The 24,240-nt window shown below is 67.6% G+C and carries 25 protein-coding genes; 6 read left to right on the forward strand and 19 right to left on the reverse strand.

The window, feature by feature from the left end; genetic code table 11:
* Positions 1-126: 126 nt before the first annotated feature.
* The 6 genes from UAA55_RS06430 to UAA55_RS06455 all read right to left on the reverse strand — a co-directional run bounded on the left by UAA55_RS06430 (position 127) and on the right by UAA55_RS06455 (position 5,463).
* Positions 127-1,095: an HlyD family secretion protein gene (locus UAA55_RS06430; protein WP_322951819.1), complete on the reverse strand. Its 969-nt coding sequence runs from the start codon at positions 1,093-1,095 to the stop codon at positions 127-129.
* Positions 1,096-1,114: 19 nt separating this feature from the next.
* Positions 1,115-1,330: a DUF1656 domain-containing protein gene (locus UAA55_RS06435; RefSeq protein WP_322951820.1), complete on the reverse strand. Its 216-nt coding sequence runs from the start codon at positions 1,328-1,330 to the stop codon at positions 1,115-1,117.
* Entirely contained in the window at positions 1,327-3,441 is a 2,115-nt protein-coding gene (locus tag UAA55_RS06440; protein ID WP_322951821.1) for an FUSC family protein, read from the reverse strand. The genes UAA55_RS06435 and UAA55_RS06440 overlap by 4 nt, the downstream gene beginning before the upstream one ends.
* On the reverse strand, positions 3,438-3,929 hold the full coding sequence (locus UAA55_RS06445; protein WP_322951822.1) for a MarR family winged helix-turn-helix transcriptional regulator: 492 nt from the start codon (positions 3,927-3,929) through the stop codon (positions 3,438-3,440). Before UAA55_RS06445 ends, UAA55_RS06440 begins: the two co-directional genes overlap by 4 nt.
* A gap of 309 nt (positions 3,930-4,238) precedes the next feature.
* Complete coding sequence (locus UAA55_RS06450; protein WP_322951823.1) at positions 4,239-4,523, reverse strand: hypothetical protein; 285 nt, start codon at positions 4,521-4,523, stop codon at positions 4,239-4,241.
* Positions 4,524-4,680: 157 nt separating this feature from the next.
* Entirely contained in the window at positions 4,681-5,463 is a 783-nt protein-coding gene (locus UAA55_RS06455) for a helix-turn-helix domain-containing protein (protein ID WP_322951824.1), read from the reverse strand.
* 6 nt (positions 5,464-5,469) lie between these two features.
* Here UAA55_RS06455 and UAA55_RS06460 point away from each other — a divergent pair, with 6 nt between their 5' ends.
* Positions 5,470-5,664 (forward strand): helix-turn-helix domain-containing protein, encoded by a 195-nt coding sequence (locus tag UAA55_RS06460; protein WP_322951825.1) that lies wholly within the window; start codon positions 5,470-5,472, stop codon positions 5,662-5,664.
* Between the two features lie 8 nt (positions 5,665-5,672).
* Here UAA55_RS06460 and UAA55_RS06465 read toward each other — a convergent pair whose 3' ends face one another.
* From UAA55_RS06465 to UAA55_RS06490, 6 genes are all read right to left on the reverse strand, one after another.
* Positions 5,673-6,509 (reverse strand): beta-keto acid cleavage family enzyme, encoded by an 837-nt coding sequence (locus UAA55_RS06465; protein ID WP_322951826.1) that lies wholly within the window; start codon positions 6,507-6,509, stop codon positions 5,673-5,675.
* Positions 6,510-6,522: 13 nt separating this feature from the next.
* Positions 6,523-7,857 carry a sigma-54-dependent transcriptional regulator gene (locus tag UAA55_RS06470; RefSeq protein WP_322951827.1) on the reverse strand — a complete coding sequence of 445 codons (1,335 nt, stop codon included), beginning with the start codon at positions 7,855-7,857 and terminating at the stop codon, positions 6,523-6,525.
* The gene (locus UAA55_RS06475; RefSeq protein WP_322951828.1) at positions 7,841-9,607 is read right to left on the reverse strand and encodes an ATP-binding protein; all 1,767 of its coding nucleotides are present in this window, start codon (positions 9,605-9,607) and stop codon (positions 7,841-7,843) included. The genes UAA55_RS06470 and UAA55_RS06475 overlap by 17 nt, the downstream gene beginning before the upstream one ends.
* A 29-nt stretch (positions 9,608-9,636) precedes the next feature.
* Positions 9,637-10,428, reverse strand: a complete 792-nt coding sequence (locus UAA55_RS06480; RefSeq protein ID WP_322951829.1) for an ABC transporter ATP-binding protein — start codon at positions 10,426-10,428, stop codon at positions 9,637-9,639.
* Positions 10,429-10,431: 3 nt separating this feature from the next.
* Complete coding sequence (locus UAA55_RS06485) at positions 10,432-11,253, reverse strand: ABC transporter permease (RefSeq protein ID WP_322951830.1); 822 nt, start codon at positions 11,251-11,253, stop codon at positions 10,432-10,434.
* 80 nt (positions 11,254-11,333) lie between these two features.
* Entirely contained in the window at positions 11,334-12,329 is a 996-nt protein-coding gene (locus UAA55_RS06490; protein WP_322951831.1) for an ABC transporter substrate-binding protein, read from the reverse strand.
* A 380-nt stretch (positions 12,330-12,709) separates the two neighbouring features.
* On the opposite strand from UAA55_RS06490, the gene UAA55_RS06495 reads away from it, so the two are divergent.
* On the forward strand, positions 12,710-14,794 hold the full coding sequence (locus UAA55_RS06495; protein ID WP_322951832.1) for a S9 family peptidase: 2,085 nt from the start codon (positions 12,710-12,712) through the stop codon (positions 14,792-14,794).
* 74 nt (positions 14,795-14,868) lie between these two features.
* Here UAA55_RS06495 and UAA55_RS06500 read toward each other — a convergent pair whose 3' ends face one another.
* Positions 14,869-15,336: a hypothetical protein gene (locus UAA55_RS06500; protein WP_322951833.1), complete on the reverse strand. Its 468-nt coding sequence runs from the start codon at positions 15,334-15,336 to the stop codon at positions 14,869-14,871.
* Between the two features lie 231 nt (positions 15,337-15,567).
* On the opposite strand from UAA55_RS06500, the gene UAA55_RS06505 reads away from it, so the two are divergent.
* Positions 15,568-16,017, forward strand: a complete 450-nt coding sequence (locus UAA55_RS06505; protein WP_322951834.1) for an NlpC/P60 family protein — start codon at positions 15,568-15,570, stop codon at positions 16,015-16,017.
* Positions 16,014-16,484 carry a hypothetical protein gene (locus UAA55_RS06510; protein WP_322951835.1) on the forward strand — a complete coding sequence of 157 codons (471 nt, stop codon included), beginning with the start codon at positions 16,014-16,016 and terminating at the stop codon, positions 16,482-16,484. The genes UAA55_RS06505 and UAA55_RS06510 overlap by 4 nt, the downstream gene beginning before the upstream one ends.
* A gap of 4 nt (positions 16,485-16,488) precedes the next feature.
* Here UAA55_RS06510 and UAA55_RS06515 read toward each other — a convergent pair whose 3' ends face one another.
* Positions 16,489-17,739 (reverse strand): MFS transporter, encoded by a 1,251-nt coding sequence (locus tag UAA55_RS06515; RefSeq protein WP_322951836.1) that lies wholly within the window; start codon positions 17,737-17,739, stop codon positions 16,489-16,491.
* 170 nt (positions 17,740-17,909) lie between these two features.
* On the opposite strand from UAA55_RS06515, the gene UAA55_RS06520 reads away from it, so the two are divergent.
* Positions 17,910-18,713: an AraC family transcriptional regulator gene (locus tag UAA55_RS06520; protein ID WP_322951837.1), complete on the forward strand. Its 804-nt coding sequence runs from the start codon at positions 17,910-17,912 to the stop codon at positions 18,711-18,713.
* A 61-nt stretch (positions 18,714-18,774) separates the two neighbouring features.
* On the opposite strand, the gene UAA55_RS06525 is transcribed toward UAA55_RS06520, so the two are convergent.
* Both UAA55_RS06525 and UAA55_RS06530 read right to left on the reverse strand, forming a co-directional pair.
* On the reverse strand, positions 18,775-19,038 hold the full coding sequence (locus tag UAA55_RS06525) for a hypothetical protein (protein WP_322951838.1): 264 nt from the start codon (positions 19,036-19,038) through the stop codon (positions 18,775-18,777).
* 186 nt (positions 19,039-19,224) lie between these two features.
* Positions 19,225-20,001 carry a cyclase family protein gene (locus tag UAA55_RS06530; RefSeq protein WP_322951840.1) on the reverse strand — a complete coding sequence of 259 codons (777 nt, stop codon included), beginning with the start codon at positions 19,999-20,001 and terminating at the stop codon, positions 19,225-19,227.
* Positions 20,002-20,344: 343 nt separating this feature from the next.
* Between UAA55_RS06530 and UAA55_RS06535 the strand changes: the two genes are divergently transcribed.
* Positions 20,345-20,992, forward strand: a complete 648-nt coding sequence (locus UAA55_RS06535; RefSeq protein ID WP_322951841.1) for a TetR/AcrR family transcriptional regulator — start codon at positions 20,345-20,347, stop codon at positions 20,990-20,992.
* Here the strand turns inward: UAA55_RS06535 and UAA55_RS06540 are convergent.
* Genes UAA55_RS06540 through UAA55_RS06550 form a run of 3 tightly spaced genes read right to left on the reverse strand, consistent with a single transcriptional unit; the run spans position 20,964 to position 23,957 of the window.
* Complete coding sequence (locus UAA55_RS06540) at positions 20,964-21,842, reverse strand: carboxylesterase family protein (RefSeq protein ID WP_322951842.1); 879 nt, start codon at positions 21,840-21,842, stop codon at positions 20,964-20,966. The genes UAA55_RS06535 and UAA55_RS06540 overlap by 29 nt on opposite strands.
* 13 nt (positions 21,843-21,855) lie before the next feature.
* Positions 21,856-22,641, reverse strand: coding sequence for an ethanolamine ammonia-lyase subunit EutC (gene eutC, locus UAA55_RS06545; protein WP_322951843.1), 786 nt, complete (start codon positions 22,639-22,641; stop codon positions 21,856-21,858).
* Positions 22,641-23,957 carry an ethanolamine ammonia-lyase subunit EutB gene (locus UAA55_RS06550; protein WP_416235169.1) on the reverse strand — a complete coding sequence of 439 codons (1,317 nt, stop codon included), beginning with the start codon at positions 23,955-23,957 and terminating at the stop codon, positions 22,641-22,643. Before UAA55_RS06550 ends, eutC begins: the two co-directional genes overlap by 1 nt.
* Between the last annotated feature and the right edge of the window lie 283 nt (positions 23,958-24,240).

Consider the following 24,240-nt stretch of genomic DNA (forward strand, 5'->3'; position numbering starts at 1 on the left):
GGGGCGCCTGGGTGATTAAACGGGGAGGGGCTCGGCGACTGTCGGGACCCTATGAGCCTGCGACCTCATGTCCCTGGACGAGAAGGGGGCACTTCGCGGCATCGGCCCTTCCACGAATGCCTTCGATCACCGGGCCTTGGGCTTGTTGGCCGGGGCGGCCGGCTGGGCGCCTTGTTGCGGGTCGATGGGATGGGGCAGCTTGGTCAGAGGCGTCTTCAGCACCGCGTCGGAGCCCACCACCGCCACGGTGGCGGTGCGGCCGGGGATCAGGCGCAGGTCGGCCGGCGGATTGTCCAGTACCACCCGCACCGGGATGCGCTGGGCCAGGCGCACCCAGCTGAAGGTGGGGTTCACGTTGGCCAGCAGGTTGTTGCCGTCCGCGCGTTCCCGGTCCTCGATGGCGGCGGCCACGCTCTCCACATGGCCACTGAAGCTGCGCGGGTCGCCCATCAGGCGCACGGTCACCGGATCACCCACATGGATGCGGCCCAGCTTGGTTTCCTCGAAATAACCCTGGACGTGCAGGCTGTCGCTGTCCACCAGGGCGGTCACGGCCTTGCCAGCGGTGACATAGTCGCCAGGGCGCAGGTCGAAATTGGTGATGTAGCCGTTGACGGTGGCCATCACCTCCGTCCGGTCCAGGTTCAGCTTGGCGACGTTGCGATCGGCGACCGCCTGAAGGTAGATGGCCTCGGCCTGCTTGGCGGCGGCCACCGTCTGCTCCTGCTTCTCCCGCGACACGGCGGAACTGCTGAGCGACTGATAGCGGTTCCGCTCCAGCACCAGTTCATCGAAGTTGGCCTTTTTGGCGGCCACGGCGGCGTCGGCCTGTTGCAGCGCCAGGGTGAAGCGGGCGCGGTCGATGCGGAACAGCACCTGGCCCTTGGTCACGGTCTGGTTGTCATGCACCAGCACCTCATCCACCAGGCCGGAGACGTCGGGCGTGACGCCGACGATGTCGGCGCGCACCCGGCCGTCGCGGGTCCATGGCTCTTCCATGTAGTAGATCCAGAAGCGCCAGCCCACCAGGGCGGCGATGGCGACCACGACCAGGGTGACGGCCAGGCGGGTCAGGGTGGTGATGAAGCTGCGCATGGCGGCGAAGTCCAGACGATCAGGGAAGAGAGGTATAGCGGGTGAACAGGGCGGCCACGCCGCCCAGCACGATGACGTAGACGGCCAGGTCGAACAGCGGCCGGTGCCAGACCAGGCGGTAGGCCCCCACCAGGCGCAGGCCCCAGCGCACGACCATGGAGATGAGGAAGGCGACCACGCCCCAGACCAGCAAGGGGGAGACGAAGACGCCGTGGATGTCCATTTCGCCGATCATGCGGCCAGGCTTTCTTCCGGGGTGGGAGGGGCGGGAACGACGGGGGTGGGCGGCGACAGGTCGGGCACGCCGTCCGACAGGGCCCGGCGGATGCCGGCCAAGGCCAGCAACGCTTGGCGCGGCTTGCGGTCGGGCAGGGGCATCAGCGCCGCCAGGGCGGCGTCGATGCCGGCCAGCAACTGCGGCGAGGGCGGACGCGGGGCACCGGCGCGGCAGACCGCCCGGTAATGGTCGGCCAGCTGGGACAGCGCCCTATCCACCGCCGCCCGTGCCGGGGTGGGCAGCGCCCGTTCCACCCCGCGCAGCTCCAGCACGTTCATGCCCGTGCGGATGTCGGCCAGGGCATCGGCGGCCGCGATTTCCGACCCTGGGGGCAGGGCGGCCAAGCGCGGTACCAGCAGGCCCATGCGGTCCAGCAGCTTGCCGGCGAACACGGGGCGCAGGCCGCCGTCGGGGGCGGGGGCGCGCATATCGGCCACGGCCCGGATGTCGTACCAGCAGGCGCGAAGGATGCGCCGGGCGCCCCATTCCGCGCCCACCGCGCGCACCAGCGCCGTCACCAGCCCCGCGAACCCCATCCCCAGCACCAGCGCCAAGGCGCTGTTGAGGTAGGAGGCGAAGTCGGCGCTGTAGGTGTTGCTCAGGCCCGCCAGCGTGGGCAGGGTGGCGCCCACCGCCAGGGCCCGGCCGGCCAGGCGCGGATTGGCGATGACGCGGCCCAGCAGCAGGAACAGGGGCCCCAGGGCGAAGGCCAGCATCACGAAGCCGTCGATGTGCGGCATGATGGCGAAGATGTAGATGCCGGCCAGCACCGCGGCCACGGCGTTGTACAGCGCGAAGTCCAGGATGGCCGGCACCGGGTTGTCCTGCGCGGCGAAGAAGCAGCAGGCGACGGCCGCCATTTCCAGGGCGATGGCGCCATCCGCCCATTCCGTGCCGATCCAGAAGGCGCTGCCCAGCAGGATGGTGATGGCGGCGCCCGCCCCGGACCACAGGGCCATGCCCAGGTCCCGGTGCATCACCACCTCCGCCCCCGCCCGGCCGCCCCGGCGGCGGCGGACCTTAGGGCCATGGCCGCCGCTGATTATGTACCGGCGAAGGTCGCGGCAATCCTGCAGGGCGTCCATCAGGTCCTTCAGCCGCGTCAGCAGGTTCAGGGTCAGCACGTCATGCCAGTCGGCCGGCGCCATGCGCAGCGCCGCGATGCGGACGCGCAAATCCGCCGTGCGGTCCACCGGCGCCTCCAGGTCCGCCACCCAGTCGCCAACGTCGGCCAGCAAGGTCTCCAGCGCCACCGGCAGCGGCCGGCCGTCGGCTTTCAAGGCGCGGACGCGGTCCCCCAGGCCAGACAGGATGGGCAGCAGCATGACCAGGCGCTGGCGCAGCTGGCGCACCTCCTGGCTCATGCCGTGCAGGTGGCTGGTGTCGTAATCCAGGTGCGTGGCCATCATTTGCAGTTCGACCGCGTCGGCGGCCAGGCGGCGCCGGTCGGAGCGGGTGGCCGCCGTTTCCTCCGCCCCGGCCAGGGCGTCGCGCGCCCAGCGCGTGACATCGGCGGCGAAGGCGTCAATGCGATCGCTGACCACGGGGCCGATGCCGCGCGGGAAAATGACGCTGCCGATCACGGTGGCGCACAGGATGCCGACGGTGATTTCCTCCACCCGCGCCAGGGCGGCGTCGAACACGGTGCCGGGGTCGGTGACGGTGGGGAAGCCGATCAGGGCGGTGCTGTAGGCCGCCAGCATGAAGATGTAGCTGCGCGGCGTGCGGTCCAGCAGGGCCAGGGTCAGGCAGGCCATGGTCCACAGCGCCATGGCCACGCACAGCAGGGGTGGGGCGTCCACCAGGTTGGGGATGATGGCCACCGTGGCCACGGCGCCGATGAGGGTGCCGAGCACGCGGAACACGCCTTTCGACCGCATGGCGCCGGCCAGCGGCTGCGACACGATGAAGACCGTGCCCGCCGCCCAGTAGGGGCGCGGCAGGTCCAGGCTGAAGCCGATGTACAGGGCGGCCAGGGCCGCGGCGGCCGTCTTGGCGGCGAACATCCAGTCGCCGGCGCCCTTGGAGAAGCCCCTGAAAAGAGATGAGAACCAGGCGGCGGCAGTCACGGTGCATCCCCCTCGCCACCGTCCTTCGCGCTCGGTGACCGGCCCAGGGCGCGTTCGACGGCCGCGAAGACGGTTAGCGTGGTATCCAGCTGCTCCGGCGTCACCTCGGCCAGCAGACGCTGGCGCATGCCGTCCAGCGCGTCGTCCAACCGGACGGCCAACGCGCGGCCCTCGGCCGTCAGGTGCAGGGTCTTCACCCGCCGGTCCCGCGGGTCGTTGCGGCGTTCCAACAGACCGTCCCTTTCCAGCATGTCCACCAGCCGCACCAGCGAGGGGCCTTCCACGCCCACATGGTCGGCCAGCTGGCCTTGGCGGATGCCATCGCCCAGGCGGGCCAGCACCACCAGCGGCAGGGCCGTCGCCTCGGACTGGCCATAGGCCTTCAACGCCGCGTCCGCCTCCCGCCGCCAGCGCCGGGTGAGATAGAGGAGGGTCAGGCCAAAGGCCCGGTGCCGGGGGGTAATGGGAAGGGGGACGGTTTGTTCCATGTCCAGAATATTAGAATCCTAACGATTAGCATTCAAATGTTCATGAACGAGGCCAGATCTGCGTCTGCATGATGGCGCCGCCGGCAACAGGGGGGGCAGAGGTAGGAGTGGGAAGAATGGGATGGGGCGCAGCGGTGTCACCGCCGCAGGCACGTCATAATAGGCCAAACAGTGGACAGCGCCACGGCCTCTCATTGCCAGGTGAACCCGCCACTGATGAGGGTATGCGCCACCATACCACTTATGATTGCTCGTGAACCAGACGCCTGCTTATCTGCTCGGCGTCCCTATCCCTTCGGACAGCCGGCTTTACGCTCGAATGGCGGAGCTGACTTGCAAGGGACCCGCCAGCTCGGCGCGGCAGTCAGTGCCACCGCCGCCTGCTCCAGCCGGGTCCGCATTCAGGAAACGATGCGCCCGCGCGGCCACGCCAACATGGGCGGCGGCGGCCCGGCGCAAGCGATGGCTGGGGGCAGTGCGTGCCACCACGGCCAGCCCGTCCAGGCCACGCACCACCAGGTCCAGGAAAGTGTCGTGCCGCGCCAACTGGGCCAATTGCCAGTAAAACTGTGTCGTGCGCTCAAGACGGGTCATCAGCCTCTCCAAGGGGAAAGGGCTCCTCAGGCGGTCAGCGCTTGGGGAAGGGAAACATCGACAGAACAGCCGATATCCTGACGGTGCCTGAACGGCAACCGCTCGTCAATTCATAAGTTGCTCTGTTGGCAACTTTCGCATCGAAGACGGGTGGTGCTCAGAGGCGCCGGCCCACCCAGACGACACGGCCGATGATGTCGATGTCGGCCGCGGCCCGCTCGTAGACACGGTGATGCGGATTGTCGGAGCGGATTTCGACCATGGGCGGGTGGCTGCCCATGATCAGTTCCAACCGCTTGATCACCACGCCCTGTCCATCCCACAGGGCGAAGATCCCGGGGGGCGAGGGGGACTGGTCCGCCAGGTTGACCATGACCCGGTCGCCAGGCAGCAGGGTGGGCTCCATGCCGTCACCCCGCACCTCCACGATGCGCACGGCGGCGGGCCGTACCTGCAATTCGGCGGAAAGGTAGCTGGCGGGGAAGCGCCAGGGGGCGATGGTCTCATCCTCACGGAAGCCCTGCGGCTTGCCTCCATGGCTGGCCCCCTGGTGACTGGACAGGAAGCCGCCCCGCCGGTCACCGTAGATATCGACCTCTGCCACCTCGACGGATGCGTCGTCTTGCCCCCAATCGGACGGGGCCGACGTTACCGTCGCCGGCTCCAGCAGTTCCGCCACACCGCAGCCCAGGCTGGCGGCGATCGCCATCATGCGCTGCTGCGATAGGCGCGTGCGGCCGGATTCCAGCTTGGAGATCACCGTCTTATCGGTGCCGATCAGGGCGCCCAGCTGCTCCTGGGTCATCCTTTTGGCTTCACGAAGTTCACGGATACGGTTGGGCGGGCGGTCCATCATGACAGCGAAGTTGCCACAGCGGCTACCAATCGTCAGTCGCCATGCGGGCAACGCGTTGACAGAAAGTTGCCTATTCGGCACCATCCACCCATGACGCTCGCCGACTATCTCCAGGCGCACGGCCTCACCGCCGCCGAATTCGCCCGCCGCATCGGACGCAGCCGTTCCACCGTTGCCCGGTGGTGCACCGGCCAGCGCCACCCCGACGCCGCCGCCATGCGGGCGATCATGGAAGAGACGGAGAGGGCGGTCATGCCGAATGATTTTTTCAGGACCGCGATTTAGGGTGCGGGTCAACCGAACCGCGCCCGCACCCCGTCCGCCGTGGCCAGCGGGCGGCCCATGAGGCGGCTGCCTTGGGCGGCGGCGGCCACCAAGGCGGCGTTGTCGGGGGCGAGGGTACCGTCCGGCAAGTGCAGGTTGTTCTCGAAGCCGACGCGGATGTGGCCGCCCAGGCCGGCGGCCGTCAACACGCAGGCGTTCTCCCGCCGGCCGAAGGCACAGACGGCCCAGGGCACGTCGCCGGTATTGTCGTCGGCCGCGTCGGCGACGGGCGCCATGAAGGGCAACAGGTCGCGCGGATCGCTGACTTGCCCGGCGGTGTAGCGGCCCAGGACGTACAGCAGGAAATGCGGAACCTCCGGCACGACGCCGCGACGGCGCAGATCGTGCCAGCGCAGCAGGTCGTCGCGGGAATAGAGGATGGTCTGCACCATGATCCGCTCCCGCGCCAGCCAGGCGAAGAAGTCGGCGGCTTCTTTCTCGTGCACGGCGTCCGGGGCCAGTTCGCGGATGGCCAGGGACACCGCCTCCGGCTTCAGGGCGCGGATGACGGCCATCTGGTGGGGCGGGTGGTAGATGCCGGCGGCCTCCGTCGTCACCTGGATGACCAGGCGATCGCCCACGGCCTGGCGCACGGCCGCCGTGGCGGCGGCATAGGCATCGGCGTCCAGCAGGTGGCGCCCCTGGGCGTCCCGCACGTGCATGTGGATCATGGCGGCGCCCGCCTCCAGGCAGGCGGCGGCATCCTGGGCGATCTCCGCCGGCTCCAGGGGGATGGCCGGGTGGTCGGTCTTCAGCCGGCGGGCGCCGTTGGGCGCTACGGTCAGGATCACGGGATCGGCGTTCATTCGGTGCCCCAATTCATTCCGCGCCGCCAATATTCAGGCGTTTCATCTTGTCGTATAGCGTTTTGCGCGGCACGCCCAGCGTCTCCGCGGCGCGCGTCACCTGGCCGCCACTGGCACGAAGGGCCTCGGTGATCAGGTGCCGCTCCACCCCATCCAGGATGTCGGCCAGGGAGCCGCCGTCGGTTCCAGGACCCTCGTCTTCCGCCAGTCCCAGCACATGGCGGTCGGCGGCGTTGCGCAGCTCGCGCACATTGCCCGGCCAATCCTTCAGCATCAGGGCGCGCAGCAGGGCCGGCACCGGTTCGGCATAAGGCCTGCGGAAGCGGGCCGCCGCCTGCAAAGCGAAGTGCTGGAACAGCAGGGGAATGTCCTCCCGCCGCTCACGCAAGGGCGGCAGGGTGAGGGTGACGACGCTCAGCCGGTAATAGAGGTCGGCGCGGAAGCGCCCAGCGTTGGCGAGATCCAGCAGGTTCTCCTTGGTGGCCGCCACCACGCGCAGATCCACCGCCACCCGGTCGTTGCCGCCCAGCCGTTCCAGCGCCCGGTCCTGCAGCACGCGCAGCAGCTTGACCTGCAGGGCCGGTGGCATGCTCTCGATCTCATCCAGGAACAGGGTACCGCGATGGGCATATTCTATCTTGCCCACCCGGCGCTTGGCCGCCCCGGTGAAGGCACCGGCCTCATGCCCGAACATCTCGCTTTCGAACATGCTGTCCGGGATGGCGCCGCAGTTCACGGCGACGAAGGGAAACGCGGCCCGGGGACCGCCCTCGTGCAGGGCGCGCGCCACCTGTTCCTTGCCCGTGCCCGTCTCCCCCAGCACCAGCACGTCCACGTCCGTGCCGGCCAAGTCCGCCACCAGGCGGCGGATGCGCACCAGGGCCGGGCTTTGGCCCAGCAGATGGTTCTCCACCGCCGCGTTCTGGTCCAGGGCCTGGCGCAAGCGCCGATTCTCCCGCACCAGGGCGCGCTTTTCCAGGGCGCGGCGGATCACCTCCACGAAATGGTCGGTGACGAAGGGTTTCTCAATGAAGTCGTAGGCGCCGTCCTGCATGGCGCGCACCGCCATGGAGACATCGCCCTGGCCGGTCACCAGCACCACCGGCAGTTCCGCATCCAGCGCCCGCACCCGCGACAGCAGGTCCAGCCCGCTCATGCCCGGCAGGCGCACGTCGGTCACCAGGACGCCCGGAGTATCGGCTGAGATATCGGCCAGCGCCGCCTCCGCCGTCGGGTAGGTTGCCACGGCCAAGCCCGCCAGCTCCAGCGTCTGGCGCACGGTCAGGCGGATGATCTCCTCATCATCCACGAACAGGACAACGGGTGCGATATCAAGTGTTTGCGTCATCGCGCTCAACTGAGGTCAAAGGCAGGGTCAGCAGGAAGACGGCCCCGGTATTTTCGCCATCGCGGGCCTCCAGCTGCCCGCCATATTCCTGGGTGATGGCCAGGGAGATGGCAAGGCCCAGGCCCAGGCCCTGGCCGCCCGGCTTGGTGGTGACGAAGGGGTCGAACAGCCGGTCGCGCACCGTCGGGTCCAGGCCCGGGCCGTTGTCGGCCACCGTCACCCGCACGGCGGCGCGCTGGTCCAGCTGGGTCGGGGTGGCGGTGATGGCGATGCGCGGTTCGGCCACCCCGGCCGTCGCATCCTCCGCGTTGCGGATCAGGTTGACCAGTACCTGTTGCAACCGGACGGGATCGAAGGCCACCGTCACCTCCGGCACGTCCACCGTCACCTGGACCCGCGCCTCCTTCAGGCGGCGGTCCAGCAAGGCCAGAGCCTCCTGCACCGCGCCGGGCAGGGCGACAGGCTGGGCCGGCCCCTCGCTGCGCCGGGAAAAATTGCGCAACTGGCTGGAAATCTTGGCCATGCGGTCCACCAGCCCGGCGATGTGGACTAGGTTCTGGCTGACCTCCGCCTGTCGGCCCTGGTCCAGCAGCAGGCGGGCGTTGTCGGCCAGGGCGCGCAAGGCCGTCAGCGGCTGGTTCAGTTCATGGGTCACGCCTGCCGCCACCTGGCCGATCATGGCCAGCTTGGCGGCCTGCACCAGTTCGGCCTGGGCGTCGCGCAGGTCCGCGGTGCGCGCCTCCACCTGGCGTTCCAAATCCTGGTAGGCGCGGTCGAGCGCGGCCTGTGCCTGTTGCTGCTCGCGCAGGCGCTTCACCCGTTGACGCGCATACAGGCCAATGGCCAGCGCCAGCAGCAACAGCAGCGCCAGGCCGATGCGGGCCGTGGCGGCGGCCTGGGCCACGGGGTGGGCGTCTGCGGCCAGCGCGATGGTCCAGCCATAACGGCTGAGCCCCCGTTCCACCAGCAGATCCGGATGGGTCCGGAGGGAGCGGGGCAGCACCAGGGGTGGATGGTCCAGCCCGACATATTCACGGGTCTCATTCAGGTATTTCACGGTGTCCGGGTCCAGCGGCCGGCGGGCGCGGAATTTCCACTCCGGATTGGACGACAAAAAGACGATACCGAAACGGTCGGCCACCAGCACCGCGTCGTGGGAGGTGCGCCAGCCATCCTCCAGCGCGTCCAGCACGATCTTGACCGCCAGCACGCCCACGCGACGTCCGTCGCGCTCCACCGGTGCCGCGATGAAATAGCCGGGTAGGCGGGTGACCGTGCCCACGCCATAGAAACGGCCCACGCCCTGGTCACGCGCGTCCTTGAAATAGGGGCGGTAGGAAAAGTCCACGCCCAGGTAGCTGTCCGGCCGGTTCCAGTTGCTGGACGCCACGGTCCGCCCCTCGGCGTCCATGAGGTACAGGACGGCGGATCCGGCGCTTGCGTTCACCGCTTCCAGATACCGGTTCACCCGGTCGACCTCGGCCGGGTCGGTGTGGCCGAAGCCGGCCGCCGCCAGCGCCGCCACCGCCGGATCCCGGGCGGCGACGGAGGGCAGGTAGTCGAAGCGCTCGACCGCGCTGTCCAGATTGTTGGCGTAGATCTCCAGCCGGTGATGGGCGTCGGCGGCCACCGCCTCCACCGCCCGCCGCTCGGCATGGCCCACCACCAGCACCCACATCCCCACGGCGCCGGCCGCCGCCAGCAGCAGCGCCAATACGCCGCCGGCGCCAACGGTTCGCAGCCGCGCCATGAGGGGATGAGGGCCGGCCAAGGCGTCGGTCAGTCGGTGGTGAGGCCAGCGCGTTCCGCCGCCTCATGACGCTGCTGCTCCTCCGACACCAGGCGGGACAGTTCGCGCTTCAGGGTGTTGAACTCGGGCGAGGCGGCGTCGCGCGGTCGCGGCATCTCCACCCTTATGTCGCGCTTCACGGTGCCGGGGCGGTAGGTCAGGACGACGATGCGGTCGGCCAGGTAGATGGCCTCCTCAATGGAATGGGTGACGAAGACGATGGTCTTGCCCAGGCGCGCCCAGATCTTCAGCAACTCATCCTGCAGGGACCGGCGGGTTAGGGCGTCCAGCGCGCCGAATGGCTCATCCATCAGCAGGACGGGGCTGTCCAGCGCCAGGACGCGGGCGATGGCCACGCGCTGGCGCATGCCGCCGGACAGGTCCTTGGGGAAGCGCTCACCGAATTCCGACAGGCCCAGCATGTCCAGCAACCCGCGCACCCTGGCATCGGCCACGTCATTGGCCACGCCCTTGACCTCCAGCCCGAAGCGGACGTTCTTGAATACTGTCATCCAGGGGAACAGGGCGTATTCCTGGAACACCATGCCCCGGTCGGGCCCGGGTTCCACCACCGGGCGGCCGCCCACGGTGATGTCGCCCTCCGTGGGGTGGGAGAAGCCGGCGATGGCGTTCAGCAGCGTGGACTTGCCGCAGCCGGACGGGCCCAGCAGGCAGACGAACTCCCCCGACGCGATGTCCAGGTTGATGTCCTTCAGCGCCACCACCTCGTTCCCGGGAACGGCGAAGCGCTTGTAGACGTGGTTGATCAGGATGTCGGACATGGTTCAGTGCTCCAGCCCGCGGTGCCAGCGCAGCAGATGGTTGTTGATGCGGGTGACGCCGCTGTCGATGGCCAGACCCAGCAGGCCGATGGTCAGCATGCCGGCGATGATCTTGTCGGACCAGAAATACTCCCGCGCCTCCAGGATGCGGAAGCCTAGGCCGTTGTTGACGGCGATCATCTCCGACACGATCACAACGATGAAGGCGGTGCCGATGCCGATGCGCACGCCCGACAGGATATAGGGCGTGGCGGCGGGCAGCATGACGCGGCGGAAGATGGTCAGCGGCCCGGCGCCCAAATTGCGGGCGGCGCGCAGATAGATGCCGTCCACTTGGCGCACGCCGGCGATGGTGTTGACCAGCACAGGGAAGAAGGCGCCCAGCGAGATCAGGAAGATGGCCGGCGGATTGCCCAGGCCGAACCAGAGGATGGACAGCGGGATGTAGGCGATGGGCGGAATGGGCCGTAGCACCTCCACCAGGGGGTTCAGCCAGCGGAAGGCGGCCCGGCTGGCGCCCATGGCCAGGCCCAGCGGCAGGGCCAGGACCGCGCCCACCAGGAAGCCCATGACCACGCGGTACAGGCTGCCGATGGCGTCCGTGATCAGCTCACCGGAAAACAGCCAGGCGATGTAGCCGCCGTTGGCGGGATCAAACGGTTCGGCGGGGACGAGATAGGCCCACCAGCGCACGGCCACCGCCACGGGCGAAGGCAGGATCTTGGCATTGACCAGACCGGAACTGGACGCCGCCTGCCAGATGACAAGCAGCACGAGCGGCACGACGGTCCCCTGCAGGGCCGCCAACCAGGTGTTACGCCGCATTCGGGTACTCCCCATGAAAGCGCGACAGAAGCGAAGCGGAAAAGGGCCCGCCGCTTCCAGGAACGGCGGGCCCTTGAGCCTTACTGGATGCCCAATTCCTTCTTGGCGTCGGCCAGCAGGTCCAGCTTCACGTAGTCCGTGGCGGTCGGCACCTTGGCCATCTTGGACACGCCGTACTTGGCCATGGTCTCGGCCGTGATCTGGATTTGGGCGGGATCGATGTCATAGCTGTACTGGGCGTTGCCCATGGCGCTGTTGAAGTCGGCCTCGGTCAGCTGCTTCTTGAACAGCGTCTCGCGCACATATTTGGACGCCACCTCCGGCTTGTCGATGAAGGTCTTGGTGGCCTTCACGAAGCAACGCATGAACTTCTCGGCCACGGCCTTATGCTTGTCGTGGAATTCCTCCGACATCACCAGGGTGCGCACTGGGCTGCCGATGGCCGTATCGTAGGGCTTCATCACCTCGACGCCGAAGCCACCGTTCACGGCCTGGGAGCCCTGCGGTTCCGTTTGCATGATGGCGTCCAACTGTTTCAGCATCAGGGCTTGGTTCAGGTCCGGATAGTTCAGGTAGACGATCTGCACGTCCTTGCCCGGCTGGTCGGACCAGGTGAGGTTGTTCTGCGCCAGCTCGGCGGCCAGCAGCACCTCCTGGATACCGCCGCGGGTCACACCCACCTTCTTGCCCTTCAGGTCGGTGACCTTGGCCACCTTGGCCTCGGGGGCCGCCACCAGGCGGGCACCGCCCTTGGCGAAGCCGGCGACGATGTAGATGGGGGCGCCGGCGGCGCGGCCGGAGATGGCGGCCTCGGACGCGGTGGCGCCCACGTCCAGCTCACCGGCCACCATGGCCTGCATGATGTCGGGGCCCTTGGCGAAGATCCGCTCCTCCACCTTGATGCCGCAGTCGGTCAGCATCTGGGTGTAGGACACGGCGCCGAAGTGGGCCAGCTTCAGGTTGCCCAACCGCACCACATCCTCGGCCGCGGCCGGCAAGGCCGACAGCGACAGGGCGGACGCGGTGAGAAGGGCGGCCAGCAAGGTCTTTTGGGACAGGGTCTTCTTGGACTTCATCTAAGATGCCTCCCGGGCTTTGGTATCCAATGGCCGCCGATCAGCGCCGGCGGTTCCTGGTCGTCTTGGAACTGGCGCCGATACTAGCAGAAGCTGTGCCAACCGCCGGATCAAACCATCACCGGGAAGGGGAACGGCTTGAAACACCAGCATCCCCGCCACCGTGCGCAGGTCAGGTCTTAAGTTGGGGAAGGGACGGGTGACGCACCGCCGGCGGTTTTTCCGCCACGGCGGGGAGGGGGCTGTCACCTTTTCCGCCGCGACCGGGCGGCGGCCGGTCTTGTTCCGTCAAGCGGCGTAGGCGACAGCGGCGAATTGCGCTATGACGGCGTCCAAGCGGCCGCAAGGCCGATGGGGTTCCTGCCTTTCGGAGAGCTTGGATGAACCGTTCCCTGTACGCCCTGGGCGCGCCGTTGGCGTTGGCCCTGGCCGTCACCGTTTCGCCTGTGGCCATGGCGGCGGAGGCCACGCACGGCCTGACGCCGATGGAACTGGCGACGATGGACCGCGCCAGCGACGCGCGGGTGTCGCCCGATGGCCGCCATCTGGTATTCGACGTGCGCACCGTCGACTACGACAACAACAAGTCCAGCCATTCCCTGTGGCTCAAGGAACTGGACTCCCAGGGTGACGGCCACCGCCTGGCCATTTCCGAGGGCGGCGCCACCAACCCGCGCTGGTCGGCCGACGGCAAGAGCCTCTATTTCCTCTCCGGCCGCTCCGGCAGCCAGCAGGTGTGGAAGACGGACGCCAGCGGCGCGCAAGCCACGCAGGTGACGACCTTGCCGCTGGACGTGGGCAGCTTCAACCTGGCGCCCGACGGCCAGCACGTCGTCGTCTCCATGGCCGTGTTCCCCGGCACCGAGACGGGTGACAAGCCGGCCAAGCCGGCGCAGATCGCGAAGTCCAGCGGCGTGGTGTTCGACAAGGTCTTCGTCCGCCACTGGGACGAATGGGCCGACGGCACCCGCAACCACCTGTTCGCCCTGGCGCTGAACGGTGAGGGGGTGGCCACCGGCGCCCCCGTGCCGCTGATGAAGGGCTTCGACGGCGACGCGCCGGGCAAGCCCTTCGGCGACGACAGCGAAATCACCATCAGCCCGGATGGCAAGACGGTGGTCTTCACCGCCCGCCTGGCCGGCCGGACGGAACCGTGGAGCACCAACCTGGACCTGTGGCAGGTGCCCATGGACGGCAGCGCCGCCCCCGTCAACCTGACGGCCGGCAACGCCGCCATGGACACGGGGCCGGTGTTCAGCCCCGATGGGTCCAAGCTGGCCTGGCGCGCCATGAAGCGGCCGACCTTCGAGGCCGACCGCTTCGGCATCCTGGTCCGCGACCTGAAGAGCGGCGAGACGCGCGAGATCGATCCCAGCTGGGACCGTTCCGCCGACACGCTGGCCTGGACCGCCGATGGCCGCACCCTGCTGACCACGGCCTACGACGTAGGCCAGTCCAAGCTGTTCTCCGTCGACGTGAAGTCGGGTGCCGTGAAGGCGCTGACGGGCGAGGGCCACGTGACGGCCATCGACCTGGTGAAGGGCGGCGACAAGGGCGTGGTCTACATGGCCGACAGCTTGTCCGGCCCATCGCAGGCCTACAAGGTGTCGCTGAAGGGCGGCAAGGCGGAGCAGCTGACCCATGTGGGCGCCGACAAGCTCGCCGGCGTCACCCTGGGCGCCTATGAACAGTTCAGCTTCCCCGGCTGGAACAACGAGACGGTGCACGGCTATGTCGTGAAGCCGGCCAACTACCAGGAAGGCCACAAGTACCCGGTGGCCTTCATCATTCATGGCGGCCCCCAGGGTTCCTTCGGCAACGCCTGGAGCTTCCGCTGGAACCCGCAGGCCTACACCGGTGCCGGCTATGCCGTGGTCATGATCGACTTCCACGGCTCCACCGGCTATGGCCAGGCCTTCACCGACGCCATCAGCCAGCATTGGGGCGACCGCCCGCTGGAAGACCTGCAGAAGGGCTGGGCCGCGGCGCTGGCCAAGTACCCCTTCCTGAATGGCGACCGGGCCTGCGCGCTGGGCGCCAGCTACGGCGGCTTTATGATCAACTGGATCGCCGGCAACTGGAATGGCCCGTGGAAGTGCCTGGTCAACCATGACGGCGTCTTCGACAACCGCATGATGGGCTATTCCACCGAGGAACTGTGGTTCAGTGAGTGGGAAAACGGCGGCAAGGTCTGGGAAAACCCCGCCGGGTATGAGCGCTTCAACCCCGTCAACCACGTCGACCAGTGGACCAAGCCACAGCTGATCATCCACGGCGGCCGCGACTTCCGCATCCCCTTCGAACAGGGCCTGGGCGCCTTTACCGCCCTGCAGCGCAAGGGCGTGCCTAGCAAGCTGGTGTACTTTGCCGACGAGAACCACTGGGTGCTGAAGCCCCAGAACTCCGTCCAGTGGCACCAGGAGGTGCTGGGCTGGCTGAACACCTGGACGGCCGAGGCCAAGTAAGGCCCGGTGTCAGCTAAAAGCAAATGGAGAGGGGGCCGTCCGTGGGGGTGGCCCTTTTTCTATGGGTCCCGCTGTTAGTTTTCAGAGCATTCGTCAGCGCGGGCATTACCCATGAACCGATCCTGTATGGCCGCAATGATGCTCGTTCTCTCCGTATAGACTTCAATGTAACTCGTATCGAAGGCCCAGATCTCCACCAGCGCATTGAGCACGAGCGGGGCCATCGGCCCATCAGCGGTGAAGTTCTTAGCTTCCACACGCGGTGTTTCTTGACCCGGAACCCAGGCGAAGACTCCATCCAGAAGTTGGGGGATACCCCGAATGCGCTGCAGCAGATCGGATAAGGCGGGCACCAGACGCGGCGCTGGTTCCTCGTAGTCTTCCAACCGTTTGCCAAGACCCTCCACCGCGCCCGCATACCAGGTGCCTATGCCCAACTCCGGCAGCGTGGCAATAAAATCCAAGATGGATGCCACTTGCATGCCTGTGCAGGTCACCTGGTCCCCATCGATGTCCGCGCCACGGATGTCAAGGGTCAGCATGAAATCCTGCGCTTATGAAATAAGGCATACATCCCCATCATCATGACATCGAAACAAGGCATCGTTCAATCTGGTCGCGGCAGCACGACATGCCAGACCCAGGGAGGGGTGTCGAGGAGGACCTGGCGGGCACCTGAATAGGGCGATTTTTCACGGCCGCTGCCCTTGAAGATGGCGCATCCAATACAACCATTGTTGCCGCCTGGATCAACCGCCCGTCGTGAAAACGCCATGGATCAGATGCTGCCGCCGTCCACCGGAGCCAAGCTAGCCGCTTCAGCCGAGAATTTCCTCATCACCTACGGTGAGGCGCGCTATGCCAGCCCTCCCGTATCAGATCGGGCCTTCGACTGTTCCTACTTCGTCTGGCTTGTCATCAGAACTGTGAATCCACACTTTGACCGCGAAGCGTCCGGCGCCATTGCTGCGGACCGCCTTCGCTTCCAGCCGGTGCTGGGCGCACCGGAAGCCGGTGATATTGTTTATTTCCCGCCGGGCCCGGTGCCTTATGAGGTCAAGAAAGGTCGTAAGGGGAATTACCCCGGACACGTTGCCATAATGGTGTCCGCTTCCGAGTTTATCGGTATGCAAAGCAGCGGCGTCGGCAGGGTTCATGTGCCCGACACTTGGTGGTGGCCCCGTACCAAAGAATTTTACCGCTACATAGGACCCACGCAATGAAGCTCGCGCCCACGATCGCCTTTCTGGTCGGCATTTCAGCATCGGTCGGCAATGCGGCCGTAAATGTAGACGCCATTCCGATGGGGAATCCTCAAGGTACGCCCGAGATGTTCGGGACATGGACGGTCACCAAGGTCCTCTGCAGGGACTGCGCAGGTCGGCGCCCGGAAGAGGTGGGGACGAAATTCACCTTCGCTCCGACGTCGTTCACGGATCCATTCTCAATCACCTGCGCCAATGCCTCTTATCCCAACCGGGCCATACCCGGCGACCAAGTCATGAAACTCTTTGGTAGCAACTTGCCCAAGAGCGCCAAGAATCTTATTCCTCAGAAGGGGTCAGTCATTGATGCGCGGCTTGCTTGTGACAAAGGTCCCGTCGGCCGAGTATTGTTCCTGGGCGACGATAAGGCCATTTATCTCTATGAGGGCGAGGACTATTTCATAGAGCGCGCCAAGACACCGTAATCCCTTACCCCGCCTGGCCCGCCCGCTTCATCGCCCCTTCGATATCCGGCAGGAATACCGTCAGGATGCCCAGGGCCGGCAGGTAGGCGCAGATTTTGTAAACGGTGGTGATGCTGGTCAGGTCGGCCAACCAGCCCAGGGCCGCGGCGGCCACACCGGCCACCCCGAAGGCCAGGCCGAAGAACAGGCCGGCCACGGTGCCGACCTTGCCCGGCATCAGCTCCTGGGCATAGACGACGATGGCCGGGAAGGCGGAGGCCAGGCAGACGCCGATGACACCGCTGAGCACGCTGGTCCAGAACAGGTTGGCGTAGGGCAGGATCAGGGTGAAGGGCAGCACGCCCAGGATGGACCACCAGATGACATGCTTGCGCCCGAAGCGGTCGCCGATGGGCCCGCCGGCGATGGTGCCCACGGCGGCGGCGCCCAGGAAGATGAACAGGTGCAACTGCGCCGCCTTCACCGAAACGCCGAAGGTCTGGATGAGATAGAAGGTGAAGTAGCTGGTGATGCTGGCCAGGTAGACATACTTGGAGAAGATCAGCGCCAGCAGGATGGCGAAGGCCAGCCCCACTTGGCGCGGCGTCAGGCCGGTCAGATCCTCCTTCACCGCCTTGGCGGCCTTGGGCTTGGCGTTGCGCTTGTACCACAGGCCGATCCTGGCTAGGACGATCATGCCCAGGAAAGCGGCCAGGGAGAACCAGGCGATGCTGTCCCGGCCGTGCGGCACGATGATGAAGGCGGCCAGCAGGGGCCCCAAGGCGGAACCGGCGTTGCCGCCCACCTGAAACAGCGACTGCGCCAGGCCGTGCCGCCCGCCCGAGGCCATGCGGGCCACGCGCGAGGATTTAGGATGGAAGACGGAGGAACCGGTGCCCACCAGGGCCGCCGCCGCCAGCACCAGGGCAAAGCTGGGCGCCGTCGCCAGCAGCACCAGGCCCACCAGGGTGAAGCCCATGCCGATCGACAGGGAATAGGGCTTGGGCTTGGCGTCGGTGTAAAGGCCGATCAACGGCTGCAGCAGCGAGGCGGTGATCTGGTAGACCAGGGTCACCAGGCCCACCTGGCTGAAGCTGAGGTCGAAGCTGCCCTTCAGCATGGGGTAGATGGCCGGCAGCATGGACTGCATCATGTCGTTCAGCAGATGGCAGAAGCTGATGGCCCCCAGCACCGAGAACACGGTGCCTCCGACCTTGGTCGTGGCCTGGACAACGGGGGATGGTGCCGCCGCACCCACGCTTTCAGCCTGACTCACCGGTGACACTCCCACCACAGGGGGCCGCGTGGCGCCGCGATCTCCCGATTTCCCAACCAGCCCCCTTGCATTTCGGCGGCTGATGGACAAGCTAGCGCGCATGCCGGCGGCCTGCTTTCGTCTTTAGGCCAAATTATTGCGGAAGCGGGCCAACAAAGAGAGACGCATCTATGGTCCGCGACGTCCGCTCCCAGGTCTATGAGACAGCACCCCAGCCGATCTTCGCCCTGGGCAACGACTATCCACCGGGGCATGTGCTGCCGCCGCACCAGCACCGCCGCTGCCAGCTGCTGTATGGCATCCGGGGCGTCATGACGGTGGCGACGGCGCAAGGCTCGTGGATGGTGCCGGCGGAGCGGGCGGTGTGGATCCCGGCCGGCGTGGTGCATGAGGTGGCGGTGGTGGTGGGCCCCGCCGCCATGCGCAGCCTGTACATCGACCCGGCCGTGCTGCCGGCGGCGCGCGGACCCGACACGCTGGACCCTGGCGGGGGTCGCTGCCAGGTGGTGGGTGTCACGCCGCTGGTGCATGCCCTGCTGATGGAGGCGGCGGAGCTACCGGTCGATGACGCGCCGACGGACAGCAGGGGCGGCATGATCATGGCCCTGCTGCTGCATGAACTGGCGGCGCTACCGGTGCTGCCGCTGTCCATGCCCCTGCCCAACGATGCGCGGCTGGCGGCGCGCTGCCGCGCCTTCGTGACCGACCCCGACCCGCATGCCACCATCGATGGCTGGGCCAACGACCTGGGCATGAGCCGCCGCGCCTTCACCCGCCAATTCCGCCGCGAGACCGGCCTCAGCTTCGCCGCCTGGCGCCAGCAGGCCTGCCTGTTCGCGGCCTTGCCCCGGCTGGCGGCGGGGAACGCGGTGACCACCGTGGCGCTGGATCTGGGTTATGACAGCCCGGCCGCCTTCACCAGCATGTTCAAGCGCCTGCTGGGCGTGCCGCCGAGCCGTTACCTGCGGGCCTGAACGAACAGGGCGGCGCTCGCCGGCACCGCCCTGTCCTTAAGCCCAAAGACCATGCGGACGGTCAGACCGCCTGGAACGTGGCGATGGCCGGCGCGCCAGCCATCTGACCCGTGTAGGTGACGATGAAGGGAACAGGCAACTGCGGCCCCAGCAGAACGGTGGCGGTGATGATGTACTCCTCCCCCTTCGACAAGCCCTGGCCCGTGACGGCGAAGACGGTGACGTTGGGGGACGGCCCGCCCCAGACATAGCTGCCGATGCCACCAGCGATGTTGGCGCCGTGGCCCGAGATGCGGGTGTTGGTGAATTCAGTCACGCCGGCCATTCCGATCTCCATTTTCCAAAGGGTTGAGGCCCAAGACGATGCGAGCCGCGGCGTGCGGCATTAAATTGTTCGCATTTGCGATAGGGCACGCATAAGGTGTGCCGCAATGCACCAATCGTCAATTCAAAAAAGGGCAGAGTCGGAAAAAATTCTTATTTAGGTTGTGGCGCGCCAAGCCGTCCGCCTTCAGGCGTCGATGATGGCCACCGCGCGGGTCCAGCCGGCCGACGCCCCCTTGATCTTGGCCGGGAAGCAGCTGACGGTGAAGCCGGTGGGGGGCAGCGCTTCCAGATTGTACAGCTTCTCCAGATGGCAATAGCCGATGTCGCGGCCGGCCTTGTGGCCTTCCCAGATCAGGCCCACGTCCTTGGTCACGGCGAACTTCTTGGCGGTGTGGGGGAAGGGGGCGTCCCAACTCCACGCGTCGGTGCCGGTGACGCGCACGCCCCGCTCCGTCAGGTACAGCGTCGCCTCCCGCCCCATGCCACAGCCGGCGCCCAGGAAGTCGGCATGGCCGTAACGCGAGCCGGCGCGGGTGTTGACCAGGACAATGTCCAGCGGCCGCAAGGTGTGGCCGATGCGCGCCAGTTCCGCCGCCACTTCGGCGGCACTGACCACATGGCCATCAGGCAGGTGACGGAAGTCCAGCTTGACCCCGGGATTGAAGCACCACTCCAGCGGCACCTCATCGATGGTGATCGCCCGCTCCCCCTTGTTCATGGTGGAAGCGTAGTGCCAGGGCGCGTCCAGATGGGTACCGTTGTGGGTGGACAGACGCACGGTCTCGGCCGCCGCGAATTCCGCGTCCGGCATGTCGTTGGGGTCCAACTCGGGGAAGAACATCGTCAGCTCATGCAGCGTGTCCTTGTGTGTCTGGTACTCGATGTGCGGGCGCATGAAGGGCGGATCGGCCACCACGTCGTTGTCGAGGGTGACGGAGATGTCGATGAAGGTGCGGGCCATTTGGTATCCTTATCCTCCCGTTTTGGGTCCGCATTAGACCGGCGCGCGGGGGTAAAAGGAAAATCGATAAAACCCATGCGATATCATCGACGGGGCGGATAGATCAGGCCCCTTTAGGTGTGGCCAAGTTGCGGGCCCGTCAGGCGGCGGGAATTGAGGCTTTCATCCTGTCAGGTTACCCGCATGTGGGCAAATGCGACCTGCTCGCCCACCGCGTCCTGCCGCATTTGAGCCATGGCCCCATTTTAAAACGTTTCTTGAAGGGGAACATCTGTACCCTTAACCCCAGCCGCAACCGCCGGTATACAGGCGGCTTGCGGCTGAATTACGGGATGCGTCGGCCATGGCTGTGGAAGAGTACCGGAAACGTGTGAAATCCGAAAAGCGCGCGGCGGCCCTGGCCGCCGCCGGCCGGGCCTTCCTGTCCCAGGGCTACGACCGCACCACCCTGGCCCATGTCGCCAGGGAGGCCGGGATCTCCACCGGCACGCTGTTCAAGCACTTCCCCACCAAGGCCGCCCTGTTCGAGGGCATCATGGAAGAGCTGTGGGAGGTGGATCCGGAGCTGCAGCGCCCGCTGCCATCCGCCGGCAATCCCGCCGCCGGCCTGACCACCATCGGCCATGATTATGCCGGCAAGCTGCGCCAGCCCCACACCGGCCCCCTGTTTCGCGTGATCATCGCGGAGGCGCCGCGCTTCCCCGAACTGGGCCGCGCCCTGTTCCTGCGGGGCAAGGCGCCTTACCTCGACCGCCTGCACGCCTACCTGCGCGCCGAAATCGCGGCCGGCACCATGGCCATCCATGACGTGCCACTGGCCGCGCGCCAGTTCCTGGGCATGATCAACGACCTGATCTTCTGGCCCACCTTCCTGGCCGCCGACCAGGTGGTGGATGATGCCGAGGTGGCGCGGGTGGTCGATGAGGCGGTGCTGACCCTGCTGGCCCGCTACGGCCGGCCGGTCAAGGGCGGGGCGGTATCGCCGGGTTGAGCCGCTGGGCGAACAGCCATTCCCGCCAGCCGGGCGCCAGGATCATGTCCGGCGGCACGCGGTGTTCCATGCCCTGATAACGCACGAAGACAGGCGCGCCGCCGGCGGCGGCCACCGCCTCCGCCCAGGCATGGTCGGGCGCGTAGGGGTTCTCCCTGTCCTGGTCGCCATGGACCTGCAGGGTGGGCACGCCCGCCACCCCCGCCGCCCGTGCGCGATCCGGCGGCACGGCGGAAAAAGCCACCGCGGCGGCGAAGCGGCCCGGCTTGGCCACCAGCGCGTCCAGCGCCGCCGAGGCTCCCATGGAGAAACCCACGACATAGATCCGCGCCGTGTCCACCGGCAGGCGTCCCGCCAAGTCATCCACCAGGGCCAGCACGGCGGGCAGGGAGACACCGGGATGGGATGCCAACAGGCCGTCCTCGCCCGGGGCATAGTCGGCGCTGCGCGCGTCCACCTGCGGCACCACCACATAGGCGGGGAAGCGCCGCCGCAGGTCGGGCAGGGCCCAGGCCTTGGCGAAGCCGGTCATCTGCCCGGCATTGTCGTGGCCGATGCTGCCGGAGCCGTGCAGGACCACCACCAAGGGCAGCTTGACCAGCGCCGGCTGGGCCGCCACCACCGTGGCCGGGACCAGCAAGCGGTAGGGCACGGCTCGCCCATCGGGGGCCGTGTAGGTCTTGGCCGCGAAGTCGTCGCTGAGCGGCGTCCTGATGACCTCCTCCACCGCCTGGAGGTCGGCCGGCAGCGGGGCGTAGGGCAGGGTGCGTTCCTCGATGCGTCCCGCTTCCGCCTGTGCCGCTGATGCCAGCGCCATCATCGACAACGCCACCCAACCTGTCCGCGGCACGGCCACCTCTCCCTTAGTCCGCCAGCAACATGGGGGCGCAGCCGTTGACCAGCAAGCGGTCGCTTTCGTCCTTCAGGGCGACACCCGTCACCTGGCGGCGCCAGGCCTCACGCAGCAGCCAGGCCAGCTTGAAGGCCGCCAGTTCGTGGCCCAGGCCGCCGTCGCGGATGTTGGACAGGCAGTTGCGTTCGGCATCCAGGCGGCCGGGCGCGGGGTTCAAGGTCAGGTAGACGCCCAGGCTGTCAGGGGCGGACAGGCCCGGCCTCTCCCCGATCAGCACGGCCACGGCGCGGGCGCCCAGCGCCTGGCCCACCGCGTCGCCCAGGGCCACCCGCGCCTGGGACGCCACCACCACCGGGGCCAGGCGCCAGCCCTCTTGCCGGACCCAGGGCAGGAAGGCGGCCAGCAGGGGCAGGGCCTGGCGGTGTACCGCCGTCGCCGACAGGCCGTCGGCGATCACGACCGACAGATCAGGGCTGGCGGTGGGCAGGGCGGCCAGCGCCAGCCGGCTGGGCGTGTCAAGCAGACGTCCCAGGTCCGGACGGCTGAGGTAGGTGGCGCGGTCGGGTGCGGCGCTGTGCACCGCCACCGGCGCCACCCCCAGGGCCGTCAGTTGCTCCACCAGGCCGGCGGCGTCGAACGGGGTGTGCACGGCATCGCGCGCCTGGGCGTGCGCCAGGGCGAAGCGCAGCACCTCCGCCGTCGGCAGGCTGTCGCCGGCGCGGCCCAGGGCGATGCGCGCCGGCGTGGCGGCGGCCAGGTGGGTCCAGGCGTCGGACGTGACCGTCGGCTTGTCCATCAGTGCCACCCCCGCAGCAAAGGCTGGCTCGGCGGCTGGGGCAGGGGCCGGCCGTCGGCGCCGGTGATGCCCGTGGCGGCCAGCCACGCCTCGAACTCCGGCGCGCGCTTCAGGCCCAGCAAGCGCCGGACATAAAGGGCGTCGTGGAAGGAGGTCGACTGATAGTTCAGCATGACATCGTCCGCCCCTGGTACACCCATGACGTAGGACACGCCGGCCGTGGCCAGCAGGGTCAACAGCGTGTCCATGTCGTCCTGGTCGGCCTCGGCATGGTTGGTGTAGCAGACGTCGCAGCCCAGCGGCAGGCCCAGCAGCTTGCCGCAGAAATGGTCCTCCAGCCCGGCGCGGATGATCTGCTTGCCGTCATAGAGGTATTCCGGCCCGATGAAGCCGACGACTGTGTTGACCAGCAGGGGCCGGAACTCCCGCGCCACGGCGTAGGCTCGCGCTTCCAGCGTCTGCTGGTCCACGCCATGGTGCGCGCCGGCGGACAGGGCGCTGCCCTGACCGGTCTCGAAATACATGACGTTGTCGCCCACCGTGCCGCGCTTCAGCGCCCGGGCCGCTTCCATCCCTTCGCGCAGCAAGGCCAGGCTGACGCCGAAGCCCTCGTTGGCCGCCTGGGTGCCCGCCACCGACTGGAACACCAGGTCCAGCGGCACGCCCCGGTTCATCAGTTCGATGCTGGTGGTGACATGGGTCAGGATGCAGGCCTGGGTGGGGATGGCGAAGCGCTGGATGACCCCATCGATCAGGCGTGCCAGGTCGGCCAGGGTCGACAGGCTGTCCGACACCGGGTTGAGGCCGATGACGGCGTCACCGCAGCCATAGAGCAGGCCGTCCAGGATGCTGGCTGCCACGCCACCGGGATCGTCCGCCGGATGGTTGGGCTGCAGCCGCACGGCCAGGGTGCCGGGCAGGCCGATGGTGTTGCGGAAACGGGTGACGACGCCGCACTTGCGCGCCGCCAGGATCAGGTCCTGGTTGCGCATGATCTTGGACACGGCCGCCACCATCTCCGGCGTCAGGCCGGGGGCCAGGGCCGTCAGCGTCTCCGTCGTGGCCAGGTCCGACAGCAGATGGTCACGGAAACCGCCCACCGTCAGGTGCGAGACGGGCGCGAAGGCCGCCGTGTCGTGCCGGTCCAGGATCAGGCGGGTGACCTCATCCTCCTCATAGGGCACCAGCGCCTCGGTCAGGAAGGTCTTCAGCGGCAGGTCGGCCAGGCACATCTTGGCCGCCACGTTCTCCTCTGCCGACTGGGCCGCGATGCCGGCCAGCCGGTCTCCAGACCTCGGCGGCGTCGCCTTGGCCATGAGATCCTTCAGATCGGCGAAGGTCCAGGTGCGGGGGCCCACGCTGATGCGGTACGGCGCGCGTCCAACCAAACCCACGTCTCCCTCGATCCCTTGAGCGGCCTCATGGCGCAAGCGATCATGACATCGAATACCGGCGTGGAGAAGGCGGCCGCGCCCCCCTCGTCTCAAGTGGCCCCACCTGGGCAGGGGCAAAGCGGCCTCCGCCACGGGGCGGCACCCTGGTATGTTGGTTGTGGATGCAGGGGAGGGGCGGGTATGAACCGGTCGGTGTGTTCCGCTG

This window comes from Nitrospirillum guanabarense, from assembly GCF_034653355.1.
Classification (GTDB): Bacteria; Pseudomonadota; Alphaproteobacteria; order Azospirillales; family Azospirillaceae; genus Nitrospirillum.